The sequence below is a fragment of the Rhodococcus sp. G-MC3 genome, from assembly GCF_030063335.1.
Classification (GTDB): domain Bacteria; phylum Actinomycetota; class Actinomycetes; order Mycobacteriales; family Mycobacteriaceae; genus Rhodococcoides.
In genome coordinates, this window is sequence record NZ_JASISW010000001.1 from 247,917 (window position 1) to 265,478 (window position 17,562).

Consider the following 17,562-nt stretch of genomic DNA (forward strand, 5'->3'; position numbering starts at 1 on the left):
CTACTTCTCCTCGGCTTCGTTGTTCACAAGTTCTGTGCTCGGTTCTGATTCCACGCCAAATTTGGCTGCAAGACCAGCCCAGCGAGGATCAAGTATGTCATGACTGTGGCCAGAATCAGCAATCGCCAGGCGAACGCCGCATTCGGAGCACAGTCCCAGGCAGTCTTCGCGGCACAGCGGATTGAGCGGAAGCTCCAATCCGACCGAATCCACGATGCCCGGTTCTAGGTCTATCTGATCGTCGAGGATGCGATGAATCTCGTCCTCGTCGGTCGTTTCTTCCGTGACGCTGTTCGGGTAGGCGAACAGCTCGGTGAGATACACGTCCACCGAACCGGTAACCGGTTCAAGACAGCGACTGCATTCGCCCGCTGTGTCGGCCCGAACGGTGCCCGTAACGAGAACACCTTCGGACGCGGCTTCCAGCCTGAGATCGAGCTCGACAGGCGATCCGACCTCGATGGCGATCGCGTCCAGTCCAATGCGTTCCGACGCTTCCACCGTCCGCTGGATCTGCATCATCGATCCGGGCCTGCGGCTCAGGCTGTCGATATCCAGAACGAATCCCGTCCCGGGTTCGGAACGAGAGGTCTTACGGCGGCTAGGCACAACGAATCTTTCTGATCGACGTCAGGGAACACAGTCACGAGAAACAACACAGTCACGACAGTTGTGGACCGCTTCCGCTTTCGAGCGGCAACAGGCAACCACTCGACGATACGCAACTGCGCATGTGTGGGCAAATTCGAGGACGGCGCTACCGCTGACCTTCCGACAGCGCTGATCGCGTCCTATCGGCGAGGACGACGGAAGTCATCGGCTGGATCCGTGCCGTAATCGGGGACACCCGATCCAGTGCGTAGCTGCTGGCGCCCGCGCCCGACCGACCGAATCGTGCCGGTGAGGAACTCTTCGAACTCGGCGAGCTTGGTGTCGACGTACACGTCGCACTCGCTCCTCATACGGTCCGACTCTGCGTGAGCTCCGTCGATGACGCGGGCCGACTCTGCGCGGGCTGCCTGCACCACTTCCGTCTGAGCGACGAGGCGAGCCTGTTCCTCGGTTCCGTCGGCCACCGACCGATCGTAGGACGCCTGCCCCGATTCGATCATGCGGTCCGCTTCCGATCGAGCACGCGTCGTCAGGTCCTCGTACTCCTGACGACCACCTTCGACGGTGCGCTCCGCGGTGTCGTTCGCGTCGTCGACGAGTTGCTCTGCATGCGCGGTGGCCTCGGAGACCATGCGATCGGCTTGAGCTTTGGCATCTGCGAGGATCCGGTCCGCCGAGTCGCGCGCGTTCTCGACGGTGTCCTGCGCCTCGTTGTTTGCGGTGGTGACGGTCTTGTCCGCGATTGCTCTGGCATCGCCGACCAGCTTGTCCTTATGGTCGAGCACGTCCTGGGCATCGTCGAGTTCGCCGGGAATCGAGTCACGGACATCGTCGAGCAATTCCAGGACGTCGCCGCGTGGAACCACGCAGCCTGCGGTCATCGGGACGCCGCGCGCCTCCTCGACAATCGCGACGAGCTCGTCGAGCGCCTCGAATACGCGATACACCGGTAACCCCAATCGTCGACACTGCAAGTGAATCCAACTCTTGAAAACATCTGATGCTGGTTGTGGCTTCTCCAGCATCACCCAGTTTGCCTGGTGATTGCGCCGACCGTGTGTCATGCACTCGGTGTGTCGCTCTCCGGCGTGTTCGAGCGCTACCGATACGGCCACCCGATTCTAGGCTTCGGCGTTACGTTCAGCGATCCGCGCGAGCAACTTGGCATGTACGGCCGGAGGGACCATGTCCTCGACATCGCCACCGTAGGTGGCCACTTCCTTCACCAACGAACTGGACAGGAAACTGTGCGCGGGGTTGGCCGGAAAGAACAGAGTGTCGACCCCCGTCAATTTCCGATTCATCTGAGCCATTTGAAGTTCGTAGTCGAAATCTATTGCTCCACGTAGGCCCTTGACGATGGCCGTGAAACCCAGTTCGCGCGCATAGTCGACGAGCAAACCCTGCCAGGACGCGATTCGTACATTCCCCAGCTGCGAGGTCGACTCACCGAGCAATTCGATGCGCTCGTCCACGGAGAACAGCCCGCGCTTGTTCTTGTTGATCATCACGGTGACGACAATTTCGTCGAACTGCGCTGCAGCTCTGGTAATGACGTCGAGGTGACCGACGGTCACCGGGTCGAAGGATCCAGGGCACACCGCTCCAGTCATGACTGAACGGTATCACCGGCCTCTGCCTGATCCTTGTCCGTGGCGATGACTGTGTGCGTGGCGATCTCGATCCGAGTCTCTCCGTACTTCTTGACTTTCTCGGGCACCAAACCTGCGGGCCACGAAGTCCGAGGTGATCGTGACGAACGTTCCACCACCACGACCGCATCGGGGGCGAGCCAGCCTCGACCGACGAGTTCGGCCAACATCTGCTGCACGGCAACCTCGGTCACCGCATAGGGCGGATCGGCGAGTACCAGGTCGTAGCGAGCCACTGCGGCGCCCGCCAGCACCGCTGCGACGGGCGCGCATCGGACCACTGCCCCCGGCAGGCCGAGCGCTGCGGCGTTCCGCCTGACGACCTCCGCAGCCCGCGCATCGGATTCGACGAGGAGCACCGACCCCGCTCCTCGCGAAAGAGCTTCCAGCCCAAGTGCACCCGATCCGGCGAACAAATCGAGCACCGCGGCGCCCTCCAAATCCACACGCGCCTCCAGAGCGGAGAACAACGCCTCGCGGACGCGCTCCGATGTAGGGCGCGTACCGCGAGGCGGGACCTCGAGTCTCCTACCCCCTGCGATGCCAGCGACGATCCGAGTCATCTGCCGGAGTTTAATCTCCCCGTACGTCAGTCGCCTTCACCGGTCGATCCGCCGCCGATGACCACGAGCAGGTCGCCGCCCTCGACCTGTTGGACGCCTCCGATCGCGAGGCGCGTCACGGCGCCTCCCTTGGGTGCGGTGATGGCCGCTTCCATCTTCATCGCCTCGATCGACGCCACGACGTCACCCGCGCTGACCTTGTCACCCTCGGCAACCGCGAGTGTGACCACGCCGGCGAAGGGCGCAGGGACATGACCGGAATTCGACCGATCCGCTTTCTCCACTGTCGGCGCTTCGCTGGCGATCGAACGATCCCTGACCGACACCGGCCGAAGCTGGCCGTTGAGGATGCACATCACCGTTCGCATACCGCGTTCGTCGGCGTCGGAAATCGCCTCCAAACCGATCAGCAGCTCGACGCCCTTCTCGAGTTTTACTCGATGCTCGTCGCCTTGCCGCAGACCGTAGAAGAACTGGTTCGCGGACAAGCGTGAGGTGTCGCCGTACTTGTCTCGATGTGCCGCCAAGTCCGCAGCAGGACCGGGGAAGAGCAAGCGGTTCAACGCATCCCGACGCTGAGCGGCTGTTCCGTCGAGTGCTCTTTCGTCGTCGGCCCCGAGCGGAGTCTCGGGCTTGGATTCGCTTCTGCCTTCCAAGGCTTTGGACCGCAGGGGTTCAGGCCATCCGCCAGCCGGGGTGCCGAGTTCACCTCGAAGGAATCCGATTACCGAGTCCGGGATGTCGAACTTGCGGGGGTTCTCCGCAAATTCGTCCGCCGATGCACCGGCACCGACCAACGCCAACGCCAAGTCTCCGACGACCTTGGAGCTCGGCGTCACCTTCACCAACCGTCCCAACATCCGGTCCGCTGCAGCGTAATTCGCTTCCACTGTCTCGAACCGGTCTCCGAGACCCAGAGCGATGGCCTGCTGGCGCAAATTCGAGAGCTGTCCGCCGGGGATCTCGTGGGTGTACACGCGCCCGGTAGGCGCAGGGAGCCCCGATTCGAATGGCGCGTACACCTTTCGAAGCGCCTCCCAGTACGGCTCCAGGTCGCAGACTGCCTGCAGGTCCAGCCCTGTGTCGCGCTCGGTGTGCGCCGCAGCGGCGACGATGGCCGACAACGCAGGCTGGCTGGTTGTACCTGCCATCGACGCGCTCGCACCATCGACGGCGTCGGCGCCGGCCTCCCACGCTGCCAGGTACGTCGCCAATTGACCACCGGGAGTGTCGTGAGTGTGCACGTGCACCGGCAAATCGAAATTGCTCCGCAGGGCCGTCACCAGCGTACGAGCTGCTGGCGCTCGGAGGAGGCCTGCCATGTCCTTGATCGCCAGCACGTGCGCGCCTGCATCGACGATCTGCTCGGCCAACTTCAGGTAGTAGTCGAGTGTGTAGAGCTTCTCGTTCGGGTTCGACAGATCACCGGTATAGCTCAGCGCCACCTCCGCGATCGCGGTATTGGTCTCACGGACTGCATCGATCGCCGGACGCATCTGATCGACATTGTTCAGCGCGTCGAAGATACGAAAGATGTCGATACCGGTGTCGGTGGCCTCCGCAACGAAGGAGCGCGTGACCTTCTCCGGGTACGGGGTGTACCCGACGGTATTGCGTCCACGCAGCAACATCTGCAACGCAATGTTGGGCACCGCTTCGCGCAGAGCCGCCAGTCGTTCCCACGGATCCTCGTGCAGGAACCGCAGTGCCACATCGTATGTCGCACCTCCCCAAGCTTCGATCGAGAGAAGCTCGGGCGTCGTGCGTGCAACGTACGGTGCCACCATCAACAGCCCCGATGTGCGCACGCGCGTCGCGAGCAACGACTGGTGTGCGTCACGGAACGTCGTGTCGGTGACTCCGAGCGCCTTCTGGTTCCGCAGATCCCGCGCGAATCCCTCGGGGCCGAGAGCAAGAAGACGCTGACGACTGCCGTCCTGGATCGGTTTCGTGAAATCGACCTCCGGCAGCTTGTCCTGCGGATAGACCGGCGACGGCCGCTCGCCGTGCGGCTTGTTCACCGTGACATCGGCGAGGTACGTCAGGATCTTCGTGCCTCGGTCTCCTGAGGTTCGTGCGGTGAGCAGTTCAGGACGTTCCTCGATGAACGAGGTCGTCACCCGACCGCCGGTAAAGTCCGGATCGACCAGAACTGCCTGAAGGAACGGAATGTTCGTCGCCACACCGCGAATGCGGAACTCGGCAACAGCGCGCCGCGCCCGCGCGATAGCGGTCTCGAAATCCCTTCCACGGCAGGTCAACTTGACCAGCATCGAGTCGAAGTAGGCGCCGACCTCGGCGCCGAGGGTCGTACCACCGTCGAGACGAACTCCGGCACCGCCAGGGGTGCGGTACGCGGTGATTCGTCCGGTGTCGGGACGGAAGCCGTTGGCCGGGTCTTCGGTGGTGATGCGGCATTGCAACGCAGCGCCTCGGAGAACGATCTTGTCCTGCGTCAACCCGAGATCGGCAAGCGTCTCACCGGAGGCAATCCGCAACTGGCTCTGTACGAGGTCGACGTCGGTGACTTCCTCGGTCACCGTGTGCTCGACCTGGATACGTGGGTTCATCTCGATGAACACGTGATTCCCGCGGGTATCGAGAAGGAACTCGACCGTGCCTGCGCAGGAATACCCGATCTCCTTCGCGAACGCCACGGCATCGGCGCACATCCGGTCGCGGAGCTCAGCGGGCAGGTTCGGGGCAGGCGCCATCTCGATGACCTTCTGATGGCGACGCTGCAGCGAACAGTCTCGCTCGAACAGGTGAATTACATTGCCCTCACCGTCGGCCAGAATCTGGACCTCGATGTGGCGGGGATCGATGACGGCCTGCTCCAGGAAGACAGTCGGATCGCCGAAGGCGGACTCGGCCTCGCGTGCGGCAGCTTCGATCGACTCACGCAGCAGTGACGGTTCGGCGACGCGACGCATACCGCGGCCACCGCCGCCTGCCACCGCCTTGACGAACAGCGGGAACGTCATCGACTCCGATGACGTCACCAGTTCCTCGATATCGGAGGACGGCTCCGATGACGCCAGGACCGGCAACCCGGCACGCTTTGCGGCCGCGATCGCACGAGCCTTGTTTCCTGTCAGCTCCAAAACATCGGCGGACGGCCCGACGAACGTCACACCGGCTTCGGCGCACGCAGCAGCCAGGTCCGGGTTCTCGGAGAGGAAGCCGTAACCGGGGTACACCGCGTCCGCGCCGGATCGCTTCGCTGCATTGACGATCTCGGAAACGGACAGATAGGCGCGAACAGGGTGACCCTTCTCGCCGATCTCGTACGCTTCGTCGGCCTTGGTCCGGTGAAGCGAGTTACGGTCCTCGAACGGGAAGACGGCCACGGTCGAGGCGCCCAGCTCGTACGAAGCGCGGAACGCACGAATGGCGATCTCACCGCGATTGGCAACCAACACTTTGGAAAACATTCGCTAAATCTACAGCCGACGCCGATTCCATTTGTGATCACTGTCTCGAGATGTGGGACGAATTGGCCGAATACTGCGTCTTAAACGGTGCAGATACGTCTCGACGGGCCAAGTCAGGATTTGTCGAGGTAATCGGCGCGATCCGACCGCCATGCCGACTTCATCATCGATTCGATCCCCGGGTGATGCGCCACCGTCTCTTCGGACTCGAAAAGCCCTCGTGCGCACGCCTGCGCGTCGGCAATGACGTCCTCGTCGTCGATCAACGACAGCAGACGCAAACTGGACACTGTTCCGGACTGCGCGGCACCGAGTACATCGCCCTCCCGCCTGGTCTGAAGGTCGAGTTTCGCGAGTTCGAAGCCGTCGTTGGTTGCAGCGACGGCCCGCAATCGTTCGAACGAGATGCCGTTCGAACTCAGCTGGCTGATCATGATGCAGAGACCTTGGTGCCCACCTCGGCCGATTCGCCCGCGCAGCTGATGGAGCTGGCTTATCCCGAATCGATCGGCATCCTCGATCACCATGACGGTGGCATTCGGTACGTCGACACCGACCTCGACGACGGTGGTGCACACCAGAACGTCGATCTCACCCGCGTTGAAATCCTGCATCGCGGCGTCCTTGTCGTCGGCGTGCATGCGACCATGCAAGAGCCCGACCCGCAGCTCCGAGAACGGCCCCTGACTCAGCATCTCGAACATGTCCAGAGCTGATTTCGTCTCGGGAAGCTTCCTGTCGTCGTCGGACGCTGATCGCGTGCGCGGCTTCTTCTCCTCCTCGTCACCACCGATACGCGAGCACACGACGTAAGCCTGCCTGCCCTGGCCTACCTCTTCGCGTATGCGTTCCCATGCGCGATCCACCCACGCGGGTTTGTCGCGATCCGAGACGACATTGCTGATGATCGGCGCGCGTCCGCGAGGCAGCTCGCCCAAAGTCGACGTCTCCAGATCGCCGAGCGATGCCATAGCGATGGTGCGAGGAATCGGGGTAGCGGTCATGACCAGAAGGTGGGGGCTCGAGCCGCCTCGGGCTTTCGACCTGAGCGCATCTCGCTGCTCGACGCCGAAACGATGCTGCTCGTCCACGACCACCATGCCCAGATCGAAGAATGCGACGCGATCCTGGATGAGCGCGTGAGTACCGATCACGATGCCCGCGTCACCGGTGACAGCGTCGAGAAGCGCCGACCGTTTGGCTGCCGTCGACATCGATCCGGTGAGCAGTGCGATCTTCGTAGCGGACTCATGGGCACCGAGTTCTCCGGCACCCGCCAGAGATCCCAGCATCGCCGAGATCGACCGCGCATGTTGCGCGGCAAGCACTTCGGTGGGTGCAAGCAGCGCACACTGATGGCCGGCGTCGATCACCTGCAGCATTGCTCGCAGCGCAACGATCGTCTTACCCGACCCGACCTCACCCTGTAGAAGCCGCGACATGGGGTGCCCCTGCGAGAGATCGCCCGAAATCTCCTCGGCTACCGTGACCTGTCCGGCCGTCAGCGTGAACGGCAGCCGGTGTTCGAATTCGGCAGCGATCCCATCGACACGGGGTGGGCAGGGCGGCGCGGGTCTCGTTGACACGTCCTGTCTGCGTGCTGCCAGGACGAGCTGTACGGCCAAGGCCTCGTCGAACTTCAACCGAGTCCGCGCGTGGTCCTTTTGTTCTGCTGTGTCCGGAAAGTGAATCCATCGCAGCGCTGTCCTCAAGTCGACCAGACCACGTTCGGCGAGTACGACTGTCGGCACCGGATCGTCCACGGGATCGAGTTGTTCGAGAATCTGTCGAATGCAGCGCATGAACGTCCAACTTTCGACGTCCTTCGACGCCGGATACAGAGGAACGAACTTTCGGTCGAAGACTGTCATGTCGACGTGGCCGGACTCGTCCATCGATCCGCGCGCGACGCCTGCCAGCGCTCCCCCTCCGACGACACGTCCCGAGGCGACGATCGAGCCGTCCTCGTCGTCACCACCGAGGATCACGTAACTGGGGTGAGTGAGGTTCCACCGTCGCCCGAAGTACTTGACCTTTCCCGAGAACATGCCGCGTTTGCCAGGGGTAAGGACGTGCTTGAGTTTGTGTGGACTGAAGAACGTGGCGTCGATCTGCTGCCCATCAGCAGCGAGTGAGACGGCGAGGAACTGGCCTTTACGCGCTTTCATCTGGCGGAGTGTGGCGGTGGCGATCGTCGCCACGATGGTGATGTGCTCACCCTCCGGCGGCTCTTTCTCGCCGAGTTCGGCGCCCTGCGTCATGTAGCGATGTGGGTAGTAGCGGACGAGGTCCTCCGCGGTGTGGATGTCGAACAGCTCGGCGAGGGGCTCGGAAACCTTCTTGCCGAGAACGAGATCCAGCCGATCGGAAAGTGCCACCATCGTCCGTCTCCGTCCTCTCGTCCCCTTTTTGGCGCTGTCACTCCACGCCGAATTGCATGACGTCGCCTGGCTGGCCGCCGTTGTACACGACCACCTCGACACCAGGGTGACGGAGGGAGATGTACTCGACCAGACGACCGGTCGTGTCGGCAACGTCGCCCAAGCCGCGCAGCACCGTCACCATCTCACCACCCGCCGACAACAATTGGTCGAGCAGGGCGCGTCCGGCGGAGATCACATCGCCACCGATCACCACCACTTCGTGTCCGACCAGTCCGAGGCCGTCACCCGGTTCGCAGGTTCCCACCCACGTGAGTGAACGCACGTCGGCAACACGCAACGATGCCCAGCGCGTACCGGCCGCGGCCTCCGACATCGCGAATGCATCGTCGACTGCCGCGCGCGTGGGCTCGTGGACGGCGAGCGCCGCCAGACCCTGCACCATGGATGCGGACGGGAGCATCAACACGTCTTTACCAGCAGTTCTCGACGCGATGGACACCGAGACGAGTTCCTGCGCGGACAATGCGCCGTTCGGGAGGACGAGCACTTCCGAGTGTTCCGAACCGATGATCGCGGCGCACAATTCGGACGTACCGATCGCGCTGATGTCGCACCGGAGAACAGCAGCACCTTCCTCCACGAAGAGTCGCTCAGCACCGTCGCCTGCGACTACAGCAAGGACATCCCGTCCCGCTGCTTGGTGGGACACCGGCTGATTCGTATTCTCTTCGCATGGTCCGCCTCCGGTGAAGGCGGAAATCCGCACGCCGTGAAGGCGGCCGACCGCCAGAGCGACTTCGACCGCAAGTCCGGGGTTTGCTGTGTGAACATGCGCGGTCCACGTTCCGGAGCCGTCGCCTGCGACGACGACGGAGTCTCCGAGTTCGCTCAAAAATCCTCGCAATTCATCCACAAGATGTTCACTTGTGCCGGTCACCCGATACACGACCTCGTATCCGACGACCGGCTGCGCCTCGTGACGAACCGTTCCAACGGGCCTCGGTCGAGAGACGGTAGTGACGACTTGCCGGTGGTATCGAGGCAGCGTCGCCGTGTCCCCGGTGATGACCGATGACAATGCATCGAGCATCACTACAAGACCGAGCGCACCGGCATCGACCACACCGGCAGCCTCGAGAATTGGAAGCTGCGATCGTGTTCGGTCCAGTGCGGTGGAGGCAGCGCCCGTGGCGCGTCCGACAACGTCGGCCAATTCGTCGATGGTGTCCCCGTCCGACGCGGCGGCAGCGGCCGCACGCTCGAGCACAGTGACAATCGTTCCCTCAACCGGAACACTGACGACTTTCATGACCAGCGCCGAGGCTCGGGACAACACCCACTGCAGGCCTTTCGCGTCGAGGATGCCGCGGGATGCGCCCTCCGCGACCGCGCGCATGAGTTGTGAGACGATCACGCCCGAATTTCCGCGCGCGCCTGCGACCGCGCCGCGGGCCAGGGCGTTGGCAACCGTAGTAACCGGTTCGTCCGGTCCTACCGCACGCATGCTCTCGACTGCCGCGCGGACAGTGAACATCAGATTGGTCCCGGTGTCCGAGTCCGGGATTGGAAACACGTTGAGTTCGTTGATCTCGTCGCATCGTTCGGTGAGTCCATCGACGCAGCGGTATGCCCAGGATTTGAGTGCATCGACACCGAGCACCGTCGACGATGCCTCGTGTGTGGTGACTGTGGTGTGTGCAGCGAACGCGTCACTCATATCTGCCCCCTCCCCACCGCTCTCAGGACCACAGCTCTTCAGGACTCGAACACGGCTAGCCTAGACTCGACCTGCTTGCGCCGCCGGTCAGGCACTGCCAGTGAGCGCGGTTTGGTGAATTGGTGAGTGCGCCGCTATTCTTGCAGGGTTGCCCCGAAGAGGAGCGGCACACCTTTGTGTGTGCGCAGTAATCCGGAGGAGCAACCGACCTCATGTTAATGCTCAATCATCTATCAAGGAGTTCGCGACTATGGCTGCCGTCTGCGACGTATGCGCCAAAGGGCCCGGCTTCGGTAAGTCGGTCTCGCACTCGCACCGACGGACCAACCGTCGTTGGAACCCGAACATCCAGACTGTTCACGCTCAGGTTGCTCCCGGCAACAACAAGCGCATGAACGTCTGCACTTCCTGCCTCAAGGCAGGAAAGGTGGTTCGGGGCTGATTTCAAGCCCTCGAGATTTTGCGTGTCGACTGTGCCCCGCTGCTTTCAGAGCAGCGGGGCACAGTCGTATCTCGGGGCAGTCGTATCCCGGGGCACGCGCAAATCCGAGAATCGGCAACGGTTACTGTGCGAAAGGTGAGCACTATCGAAAGCACTGAATCGGTCGAACTCGTCGACGGCGTACTGAAGATCACCGTGGCCACTGACGCTGCAGGCACGTCGCTGAGCGGTGACGCCATGGCTGAGGGTGCCGATGCTCTGCATGCCGTCAACTCGGGCGACGTCACCGTAGGGGCTGTTCTTCTCGTTGGTTCCGGTCCCAACTTTTGTGCGGGAGGCAACGTCCGTGCGTTCGCAGGCGCTCCCGATCGCGGCGCATTCGTGCGTGACGTGGCCGAGGCGTTTCATCGCTTCGTCCTCGAACTCTCTTCCGTGACCGTCCCCGTCGTCGCCGGCGTCCATGGGTGGGCTGCCGGCGCCGGGATGAGCTTGGTGTGCCACACCGATGTCGCCATCGGCAGTCGCGCGACGAAGCTGCGGCCCGCCTACCCCGGTATCGGTTTCACACCGGACGGTGGTTTGACGTGGACACTGCCTCGCATCGTCGGTTCGGCTCGCGCACGCGACATTCTCTTGAACGATTCGATTCTGAACGGGGAAGAGGCCGTCCGTCTCGGCATCCTCAGCAGACTCGTGGGAGACGACATCATCGCGAGCGAGGCCGAACGTCTCGCTCGCACGTTCGCGGCGGGTGCCACAGCTGCATTCGCCGGCGCGAAGGCTCTGCTCGCCAGATCCGAAACATCAACTCTGACGGAGCAATTGGAGGCCGAGGCGGCCTCGATCTCCGCCGCGGCGGACAGCCGAACAGGACGTGAGGGCGTGGATGCGTTCGTGGAAAAGCGTCGACCCGACTTCTCCTGACATGCGGCTAAGGCAGTCGCCAATCGATCGGATCGTGTCCCCCGGCAACGAGTAGTTGGTTGGCCCGGCTGAACGGTTTCGATCCGAAGAAGCCGCGCGACGCCGAAAGCGGCGACGGGTGAACCGATTCGATTGCAGGGGTCTCGCCCAGCATCGGCTTGAGCGTCGCCGCGTCGCGGCCCCACAGAATCGCCACCAGTCCCGCCGAGGTCTCGTTTTCACTGCGGGAGACGAGGGCACGAATTGCCTGTTCAGTGACGGCCTCCCAGCCCTTCTTGCGATGCGAGGCCGCATGACCCGGTTCCACAGTGAGGACACGATTGAGCAGCAGCACTCCTTGGTCGGCCCACGGTGACAGATCTCCCGAGGACGGGATGGGGTAGCCGAGATCCTCCGAGTACTCCTTGAAGATATTCGCCAGACTCCGCGGAACCGGCTGTACGTCGGGAGCCACCGAGAAGCTCAACCCGACAGCGTGACCCGGCGTCGGATAGGGGTCCTGTCCGACGATCAGCACCCGCACACGCTCGAACGGCCGGGTGAACGCCCTCAGTACGTTCTCACCGGACGGAAGGTACGTTCTTCCCTCGGCCAGTTCTCGGCGGAGCAACTCACCCATCTCGGCGATCCGGCCTTCGACCGGTTTCAGCGCTGCAGCCCAACCACTCTCGACGACGCTCTCCAACGGCTTCGCGGTCATTCCCCGCACCTCACATATTCCATCGTCATAGCGTGCAACATAGCCGACTAACTCGTCTCGAAGCTCGACCATCCGGCAGCTCCGGAGTAGCTTGCGCCGTCGACAGTCACTCCGACGGGGGCGTCTTTTCCGACTACCCGCCCGATCACGGTCCATCCCTCGGGCACAACGGCCTTCGACGGGAAGGTTCCAGCAAGGGCATGATCTTCGCCACCCGTTAGAGCCCAGCCGAGCGCGGAGACGTTCAAATCGGAAGCGGCTGAATGAATTTCGTCGTCGATCCGGACAAATTCGCTCACAATATCGATGCCGACGCCAGATGCTGTCGCAATATGCCCCAAGTCGGCGCTCAGCCCATCGGAGATGTCCGTGAGCGACGTCGCCCCCGCAGTGGCTGCCATCACGCCTTGCTCGTATGCGGGCGTCGGCACCCGGTGGGCATCGACAACGGCATGATGGCCTGACAGACCTGATTCGAGTACCGCCAAACCAGCGGCCGACCAGCCGAGTCTCCCCGCGACGGCGACGACGTCTCCTGGGCGGGCTCCCGACCGGAGGACCGGCGTCCGACCTTCGAGGTCGCCGAGTGCGGTGATCGAAATCACCAGCGTCTCGCACTGCACGAGGTCGCCCCCCACGATGGACGCGCCGGCGCGCTCCGCTTCGCTCCACAATCCATCGGTGAGGCCGTCCGTGATGTCGACGGACGTGTCCGCCGGACACGCCAGTGCAACCACGAAGCCCGTACATCGGGCGCCCATCGCCGCAATGTCGGCGCCGTTCTGCGCAATGGCTTTGCGTCCCACGTCCGCCGGACTCGACCAGTCGAGTCGAAAATGCCTACCGTGCACCAACATATCGGTGGTGACGACGACGCGGCGATCGGGCGCCGCGACGACGGCTGCATCGTCACCTGGACCGAGAAGTGTGTGGCGCGATTGGACTCGCCCCGCGGTCGCACGGTCGATGACCGCGAACTCGCCTACCTGCCCGACCGTGGGGCTTGGCACAGAGTCTCGGTTGTCGCCGGCGTCGATGATGGTCCTCGTTTCGTTCGTCGATTTCTGGTGCGCTTCTCCCACGCGGAGTCCAGCCGAGTCCTGCGGTACCTTTTAGCGGCATCCGAGCAGTCACGGATGCGATGACGACACATGCGAGAACTTGGAGCGACTTTACCAACGCATGTGCGCCGCAAGGATTCGGAAAGGAGCTGGGCAACAGTGCAAGCTTTCATCCTCGTGCAAACAGAGGTCGGCAGGTCGACATCGGTCGCGTCCGCACTACGCGTCGTCGACGGTGTTGCGTCCGCGGAAGCCGTGCTCGGCCCTTACGACGTCGTCGTACGGGCCCAAGGCGCCGACGAGACTGTCATCGCCGACATCGTCTCGCGCATCCAGAAGGTCGATGCCATCACCCGCACTTTGACCTGCCAGGTCGCCGAGGCCCCCTCCGACTGAAAGTCCGATCGGCCCGCGCCCACCGAGCATCGACAAGCCCCCGCCTGCTTGCGCCCCTGGTCGGTCATTCACACTGAGAACAGATGAGTATCGAACCCGAAGCACCCGCCTCGCCCGAGCAGAGACGACATCCCGCCGTCATCGCGACAGCGATCGCATTGCCGGTCGCCCTACTTGTCGGCGTCATCGTCGCAGCTGTCACGGTCTCGGGCAGCGGCACGCGCCCACCCGAAGCGCTGGGTCCAGTCGATGCACCGCTCGCCGACAGCAGCGACTGCGCCACCTTGCTAGCCGGTCTGCCCGCCGCTCTCGGCGACTACGACGCGGCCGATCTGGTCGATCCTGCGCCCATCGGAGCGCGAGCGTGGGCGCCGGGCGACGAGACGTCCGATCCTGTCGTCCTACGATGCGGCCTTCCGAGACCGAACGGATTCGACGTGGCTTCCTCGCTCCAGGTCATCAACGGGGTGCAGTGGTTCGAGGTATCGGGCGCGGACTCCGGTATCGATGCCAGCACGTGGTACGCGGTGGACCGAGCTGTGTACGTAGCCTTGACCGTGCCGAACGGATCAGGACCGACCCCGCTACAGGATGCGTCGAACGCGATCTCCGCGACACTTCCGCAGACTGCGTTGGACCCCGCGCCCCTGCAGTAGTTGCTGCTTATCGGAGGCCGGTTCCCCGCGCAATAGCAGTTTCGATGAGAGTGGTGATCAGTGTTGGGTAGTCGACGCCTGCTGCAGCCCACATCTTCGGGAACATCGAGATCGACGTGAACCCGGGCATCGTGTTGATCTCGTTGATGACCGGTCCGTCGTCGGTGACGAACAGGTCGACACGAGCCAAGCCCTGGCAGTCGAGCGCCCGGAACGAGTCGACGGCGATGCTGCGAATCTTCTCGGAAACGTCGTCGTCGAGGACCGCCGGTACGTCGAATTCGCAGACATCGTCGAGGTATTTGCTGTCGAAATCATAGAAGGCGTGGTCGTCCGCCGGCGCGTCCGGCATCCTGATCTCGGCCACGACGCTTGCCCGAACGGATCCGTCCGGGAATTCAAGCACCCCGCATTCGACCTCGCGGCCGTGGATCGCCCCCTCGACGATCACCTTCGGGTCGTGTAGCCGCGCGTGGGCCACTGCATCGCCGAGCTGCGCCCACGTGCTGATGCGAGTAATTCCAATGGACGATCCTCCGCGCGCCGGTTTCACGAATGCAGGCAGACCGAGGAACTTCTGCTGTTCAGCCGACAACGAGTCGTCGCTGCGCCGGAGTACGACCTGCCTGCCTACCGGCAGACCCTCTGCCGCAAGCAGTTTCTTGGTGAACTCTTTGTCCATTCCCGCGGCGCTGGCCAGAACGCCGGGTCCGACGTAAGGGACGCCAGCCATTTCCAGCAGACCTTGAATGGTGCCGTCCTCACCGTACGGGCCGTGCAGCAACGGGAAGACGACGTCGACGGAGGCCAGAATTGCGCCCGCGGAGCCGGTCTCCTGCGACACCAGATCCCCACTGTGAGCCGGATCGAGCGACAGCGCGATCGCTGCTGAGTCCTTCGCCACGCTGGGAAGCACGCGGCCACGAATCGACAACTCGTCCAAGTCGGCTGCACCGAGCACCCAAGCGCCGTCAGGTGTGATCCCCACCGGAACGACCTCGTAGCGCAGCGGATCGATGTGTTCGAGGACACTACGTGCCGATACACAGGACACCGCATGTTCGGTGCTTCTTCCGCCGAAGATGACGGCGACTTTGGTACGCATTTGACTCACGGTGACCAACCGTACCGCCCGGCCACCGCTCACCGAGGACTCGGCCTCGGTGACATTACTCGGGTTTCGTCCGGCGTCCGAGCAGGTGCCCCACCGCATCGGGAACCGAAAGTCCTGCGTGGCATACCCGGTGGACTGCGTCGGTCAGTGGCATTTCGACGTCGTAACTCTCAGCGAGAGCGCGCACCGACGTGCAGGACTTCACACCCTCGGCGACCTGTCCGTGTGCTGCTTCCTGGGCACTTTCCATCGACCCACCCGATCCGAGACGCTCTCCGAATGTTCGATTGCGAGAGAGGGTCGACGAACACGTCGCAATCAAATCCCCGACGCCCGCAAGTCCGGCGAGTGTGGTGGGTTTTGCACCGAGCGCGGTGCCGAGTCTGATGATCTCAGCAAGACCCCTCGTCATGATCGAGGCCAGAGTGTTCTCGCCGTAACCCACTCCGCTTGCCATTCCACAAGCGAGAGCGATGACATTTTTACATGCTCCGCCGATCTCGCATCCGATCACGTCGGTGTTGGTGTACGGTCGGAAATACCCTGTCGCACAAGCTTTTTGAATCTCCAGCGCCCGCTGGGAGTCCGAGCAGGCTATCACTGTTGCCGCCGGCTGCCCTTCGGCGATCGGGCGCGCAAGGTTGGGGCCGGACAACGAGGCGATTCGACTGGGATCTGCACCGGTCACCTGAGCGATCACCTGACTCATCCGCATCAACGTCCCTGTCTCGATGCCTTTCGCAAGGCTGAGGAGCGTCGCATTGCTCGGAATGGCATCGGTCCACTCCGCGAGATTGGCCCGAAGCGATTGAGACGGAACCGCAAGCACCACGATGTCGGCGCCCTCGAGCGCACGAACCGGGTCACTGGTAGCGGAAATAGTAGGAGGCAGTTCGATTCCCGGCAGATAATCCGAGTTCTCGTGTCCCTCCGAGATCGCCTTGGCCAGCTCACTGCGCCGGGCCCACATCGTCACGTCGGTGCCGGCGTCAGCCAACACCTTGGCGTACGCAGTCCCCCACGATCCGGAACCGAGTACCGCTGCTCTGGTCATCGCCAAGCCACCTTCTTGATTGCGAGTGAAACACACCTGCCCCACGGCTTCGCACCGCCGCATCACACTAACGTCCCACACCCTGCCGAGAGGTAGAACTGCACCGACTGGAGCCCCGCGTCCTGTCGCAGCCCCACCGGGTCACTCCACAGGCTCCGCTCTCTGGCTGGCAGGATCGACTCCCATGAGTACCGCGCACGTCGTGATCGCCGTCAAGGATCTGGCTGCCGCCAAGACACGCCTGGCGGACGCTTTCACAGATGCCGATCGTGCACGACTCGTCGTGGCGATGTTCCGAGACACCGCACTCGCGGCGCGGGCCGTTGCCGCCGTGTCTGCTGTCACAGTCGTCACGCCCGATCCTGCGATCGCCGACGCCGCCGTCGAATTGGGAGCACGAGTCGTACAGGAACCGTGCGACGGATCGTCGTCGGATTCGGTTGTGCGGCTCAACGCCGCATTTTCTGCGGCAGCATCTCTGGTACGCGCAGAAGGAGACGACGACATCATTGCGTTGCAGGCCGATCTTCCAGCCCTGCGCAGCACCGAACTCGCCGACGCATATGCGCAGGCAGGAACGAATGGTCGCTCTGTCGTCAGCGATCATCACGGGACCGGCACAGCAGCCTTGATCCTGAAAGGGCGCGCGAACGAGTTCGATCCGCTCTTCGGCCCCGCATCGGCCCTTCGCCACCGCGAATCCGGCGCGGACGATCTCCACGGGCACTGGCCGGGTCTTCGCTTGGACGTCGACACGATTGCCGACGTTCGTGATGCTTTTGCGTTGGGAGTCGGCCAATCGACCGCGGAAGTATTGCACTCGCTCGGTTGGTGACAGCTGCACCGCACTGAG

General features: G+C 63.2%; 16 protein-coding genes. 5 read left to right on the forward strand and 11 right to left on the reverse strand.

Annotated features, from left to right (window positions below):
* From QMK17_RS01195 to QMK17_RS01225, 7 genes are all read right to left on the reverse strand, one after another.
* Positions 1 to 522 carry a YceD family protein gene (locus QMK17_RS01195; RefSeq protein WP_442972671.1) on the reverse strand — a complete coding sequence of 174 codons (522 nt, stop codon included), beginning with the start codon at positions 520 to 522 and terminating at the stop codon, positions 1 to 3.
* Positions 523 to 791: 269 nt separating this feature from the next.
* A complete protein-coding gene (locus tag QMK17_RS01200; protein ID WP_283506511.1) occupies positions 792 to 1,559 on the reverse strand; it encodes a DivIVA domain-containing protein in 768 nt (255 codons plus the stop codon).
* Positions 1,560 to 1,733: 174 nt separating this feature from the next.
* Positions 1,734 to 2,225 (reverse strand): pantetheine-phosphate adenylyltransferase, encoded by a 492-nt coding sequence (coaD, locus tag QMK17_RS01205; RefSeq protein ID WP_283506512.1) that lies wholly within the window; start codon positions 2,223 to 2,225, stop codon positions 1,734 to 1,736.
* A complete protein-coding gene (rsmD, locus tag QMK17_RS01210) occupies positions 2,222 to 2,827 on the reverse strand; it encodes a 16S rRNA (guanine(966)-N(2))-methyltransferase RsmD (RefSeq protein ID WP_283506513.1) in 606 nt (201 codons plus the stop codon). Before rsmD ends, coaD begins: the two co-directional genes overlap by 4 nt.
* Positions 2,828 to 2,853: 26 nt before the next feature.
* Entirely contained in the window at positions 2,854 to 6,261 is a 3,408-nt protein-coding gene (locus QMK17_RS01215; RefSeq protein WP_283506514.1) for a pyruvate carboxylase, read from the reverse strand.
* A gap of 113 nt (positions 6,262 to 6,374) precedes the next feature.
* Positions 6,375 to 8,642 (reverse strand): ATP-dependent DNA helicase RecG, encoded by a 2,268-nt coding sequence (recG, locus tag QMK17_RS01220; RefSeq protein WP_283506515.1) that lies wholly within the window; start codon positions 8,640 to 8,642, stop codon positions 6,375 to 6,377.
* A gap of 37 nt (positions 8,643 to 8,679) precedes the next feature.
* Complete coding sequence (locus QMK17_RS01225; RefSeq protein ID WP_283506516.1) at positions 8,680 to 10,362, reverse strand: DAK2 domain-containing protein; 1,683 nt, start codon at positions 10,360 to 10,362, stop codon at positions 8,680 to 8,682.
* 250 nt (positions 10,363 to 10,612) lie between these two features.
* Between QMK17_RS01225 and rpmB the strand changes: the two genes are divergently transcribed.
* Both rpmB and QMK17_RS01235 read left to right on the forward strand, forming a co-directional pair.
* Positions 10,613 to 10,804: a 50S ribosomal protein L28 gene (rpmB, locus tag QMK17_RS01230; protein ID WP_084348574.1), complete on the forward strand. Its 192-nt coding sequence runs from the start codon at positions 10,613 to 10,615 to the stop codon at positions 10,802 to 10,804.
* A 135-nt stretch (positions 10,805 to 10,939) separates the two neighbouring features.
* On the forward strand, positions 10,940 to 11,728 hold the full coding sequence (locus QMK17_RS01235; protein WP_283506517.1) for an enoyl-CoA hydratase-related protein: 789 nt from the start codon (positions 10,940 to 10,942) through the stop codon (positions 11,726 to 11,728).
* A gap of 7 nt (positions 11,729 to 11,735) precedes the next feature.
* On the opposite strand, the gene QMK17_RS01240 is transcribed toward QMK17_RS01235, so the two are convergent.
* Positions 11,736 to 12,428 (reverse strand): uracil-DNA glycosylase, encoded by a 693-nt coding sequence (locus QMK17_RS01240; protein ID WP_283506518.1) that lies wholly within the window; start codon positions 12,426 to 12,428, stop codon positions 11,736 to 11,738.
* A 47-nt stretch (positions 12,429 to 12,475) separates the two neighbouring features.
* On the reverse strand, positions 12,476 to 13,438 hold the full coding sequence (locus QMK17_RS01245) for a thiamine-phosphate kinase (RefSeq protein WP_283506519.1): 963 nt from the start codon (positions 13,436 to 13,438) through the stop codon (positions 12,476 to 12,478).
* Positions 13,439 to 13,648: 210 nt separating this feature from the next.
* Here QMK17_RS01245 and QMK17_RS01250 point away from each other — a divergent pair, with 210 nt between their 5' ends.
* Positions 13,649 to 13,885: an Lrp/AsnC ligand binding domain-containing protein gene (locus QMK17_RS01250; protein WP_283506520.1), complete on the forward strand. Its 237-nt coding sequence runs from the start codon at positions 13,649 to 13,651 to the stop codon at positions 13,883 to 13,885.
* 83 nt (positions 13,886 to 13,968) lie between these two features.
* Positions 13,969 to 14,541, forward strand: a complete 573-nt coding sequence (locus QMK17_RS01255) for a DUF3515 domain-containing protein (RefSeq protein WP_283506521.1) — start codon at positions 13,969 to 13,971, stop codon at positions 14,539 to 14,541.
* Between the two features lie 7 nt (positions 14,542 to 14,548).
* On the opposite strand, the gene QMK17_RS01260 is transcribed toward QMK17_RS01255, so the two are convergent.
* Both QMK17_RS01260 and QMK17_RS01265 read right to left on the reverse strand, forming a co-directional pair.
* Complete coding sequence (locus tag QMK17_RS01260) at positions 14,549 to 15,655, reverse strand: D-alanine--D-alanine ligase family protein (RefSeq protein ID WP_283506522.1); 1,107 nt, start codon at positions 15,653 to 15,655, stop codon at positions 14,549 to 14,551.
* 55 nt (positions 15,656 to 15,710) lie between these two features.
* Positions 15,711 to 16,709 carry an NAD(P)H-dependent glycerol-3-phosphate dehydrogenase gene (locus tag QMK17_RS01265; RefSeq protein ID WP_283506523.1) on the reverse strand — a complete coding sequence of 333 codons (999 nt, stop codon included), beginning with the start codon at positions 16,707 to 16,709 and terminating at the stop codon, positions 15,711 to 15,713.
* Between the two features lie 184 nt (positions 16,710 to 16,893).
* Between QMK17_RS01265 and cofC the strand changes: the two genes are divergently transcribed.
* On the forward strand, positions 16,894 to 17,544 hold the full coding sequence (gene cofC, locus QMK17_RS01270; RefSeq protein ID WP_283506524.1) for a 2-phospho-L-lactate guanylyltransferase: 651 nt from the start codon (positions 16,894 to 16,896) through the stop codon (positions 17,542 to 17,544).
* Positions 17,545 to 17,562 lie beyond the last annotated feature (18 nt).